Genomic DNA, 2353 nt, shown 5'->3' with positions numbered 1-2353 from the left:
AACGGGCTTGCGAAAGCCAACTTGCACGGGGCGAATGATCAAAAAGTGCTCGCTGGCGGTGATAGGGAAAGTGTCGGCGCCGGCTTCACGGATTCAGGTCCTTAGGAAGCTTATTAGGCTGAGCTAGTCTCCTAAAAGGAGATTATTTTTATAAAGCTTAGAACTTGATTCCTCTCATTATTAATTTAGTTTTCTCACCTACTTACTTTAATTAGGGGCTTCGTGGCGAGCTAACTTCCAGGCGCAGCGAATGCTGCAGTATTTTTTGAAAAACATTTACTATAGTAGGCCTTCCTGAATCTTAACTGAATAATAAAAAATTATTGGCAAGTAGCGCACAGCTACCTTTTTAACTTTATATTTCGTGAGTAGTTACCTGATTACCTTTCCTTGATTTTTCTTTTAGGTTGTTCTAGCTTTATTATGCTAAGCAAGAGCTATGGTGAATAAAATCTGATTTAATAGATGGAGAATCGAGATGAATTTTGGAAAATATGAGAATTGCATTGAAGCTTGTCACGTATGTGCAGCGTATTGTGACAAGTGTGCAACTGAGTGCCTAAAAGAAGACGACGTAAAAATGATGGCGGAATGTATTCGCCTTAACATGCAATGTGCTCAAATTTGTCGGTTAGCCGCCTCATTTATGGCACAAGAAAGTGAGTTTGCGCACGAGATCTGCCGTCTATGTGCCGACATTTGTAAGAAATGTGGTGATGAGTGTGCAAAACATGATGCAACCCATTGTCAAGAGTGTGCTCAAGCTTGTCATCGCTGCGCTGAAGAATGTGCCGCAATGGCCAGCTAAGCTTCAAACCAGCCGGGGCAAGCGCTCCGGCTCGACGTGAACTTCTATGGAGAAATTCATTTGCTTTAACTCAGGCTTTCAAATTATTGAGGTAATTATTTTGAAATAAACTCTAGTAGAAGCAAGCCTACTGCGAGCCTCTTTTAAGGAAACACTGCATAAATACGACCGTTGCTGCCTAAGTGCCACCGGCAGGGCAAAATACAGTTTTCCACTACCCGCCAGAGTTCTCGATGAAACAGATCTCGTTTGCTCAGGCTGAGCACCAGAACAATAAGAAGGTCACCCGCCGGGAAGTGTTCCCGACGCGACCCGGGAAGTGTTCCCGACGCGACTGATCTTTCTTATTCAGTTTAGTGACAGTGGTATTGTGGGTCGCCTGTTCGATCAGGCCCCACATGAAGTGACGAAGACCATAAAAAAGCTTGGGCATACGCCCAAGCAATCGATCAAAACAGCTTCTCTGCTATGCTACTAACTCACCCTAGAAACTATACTGGGCAGCCACCATCACACGGCTCGCATCTTCTTCACGGCCATCGGCCAACTCCGTTTCGAAATAGCCGTACTCAATTCCGTACATCAAGCGTTCGTTGGGAGTCCACATCAGATTAAGAAATGTATTCTTGTTCTTTCTACCTGCATTCCCACCTACGGTAGGGTCGCCCAATTTGACATCGGTATAGCCATGGGACGCGTTCAGTGAATAGTGTGGTGATATTTGATAAGAAAGACCAAGGGCTCCGCTATCGCCAGATAGCGTTTGCAGCTTACCGTTGGTATCGACGTAGGCATCGGCACCGTTGAAGTAATCGCCAGACAGATAGAGGTAACTGTTCGCCCCCTCGCTGGCGTTCACGATCGCTCTCAAGGTCACCGGTCCGGCATGGTAGGCACCTGCGGCGAAGGCCCCATAGCCCATTTCCGTATCCTTCTCGCTGCCGGTATCGTACTTCAGCTGCCGGGCGATGCCGGCGATTGAGTAGGAAAAGTCACCCATACTATCTTCATAGCGCAGGCTCAACGCGGGCATCGATGATACGGCATCGTCATTATCTGGCAAGGAGGCGTCTTCAGGTAAGGAACCATCGATGTTCTCCGCCAGCTGTGCTTTTGGATCTTCCGCAGCTATCGAGAATCCTCCAATGGTGTAGCGCAACTGGGCAAGGCGCGTACCATAGCCACCATAGCTTCCCGCCGTGCCGAAGAAATCCAGTGTGGGCGTGGCGGCGACGAAGGTGTTATAATTCGACCAGGTCTGCCCGGCAAGGATGCCATTCCAGGACCCATAGGCATGCCGTAGTCTGAAGCGCGTATTATCATCGTTGTAGGACCAGAAGTCCCCTTCGATAACGGTGTCTAGCGTGCTCCCCTCGACAGGCGTACTGGTCCGAAAGCCAATGCGGCTCTGGGTGGCGGATATCTGAAACTGATCACCGACCTTACCTTCCGACCTTTCGACTTCTCCAAAGTAACCTTCGTTTGCCGATCCGGCATCCCGATCGAAGTTGTAAGCCATGTTCAGCCTGGCGTAGCCATAAAGCC

General features: G+C 48.5%; 2 protein-coding genes. One reads left to right on the top strand and one right to left on the bottom strand.

Features of this window, described 5'->3' with window-relative positions; genetic code table 11:
• Positions 1–478 precede the first annotated feature (478 nt).
• The gene (locus BIS10_RS19105; protein ID WP_179917349.1) at positions 479–808 is read left to right on the top strand and encodes a four-helix bundle copper-binding protein; all 330 of its coding nucleotides are present in this window, start codon (positions 479–481) and stop codon (positions 806–808) included.
• Between the two features lie 484 nt (positions 809–1292).
• Here BIS10_RS19105 and BIS10_RS18385 read toward each other — a convergent pair.
• A partial coding sequence (locus BIS10_RS18385) for a DcaP family trimeric outer membrane transporter (RefSeq protein WP_253507604.1) occupies positions 1293–2353 on the bottom strand: 1061 nt, incomplete at its 5' end.

Origin of the sequence: Halomonas sp. 707B3 (assembly GCF_024158645.1) — a bacterium.
Taxonomy (GTDB): Bacteria; Pseudomonadota; Gammaproteobacteria; order Pseudomonadales; family Halomonadaceae; genus Vreelandella; species Vreelandella lionensis.
This window is presented reverse-complemented; position numbering and strand designations above follow the sequence as displayed.

Bases quoted from the DNA above. Each gene is read 5' to 3' on its own strand.
- BIS10_RS19105 (WP_179917349.1), top strand. From the start codon at position 479: ATGAATTTTGGAAAATATGAGAATTGCATTGAAGCTTGTCACGTATGT.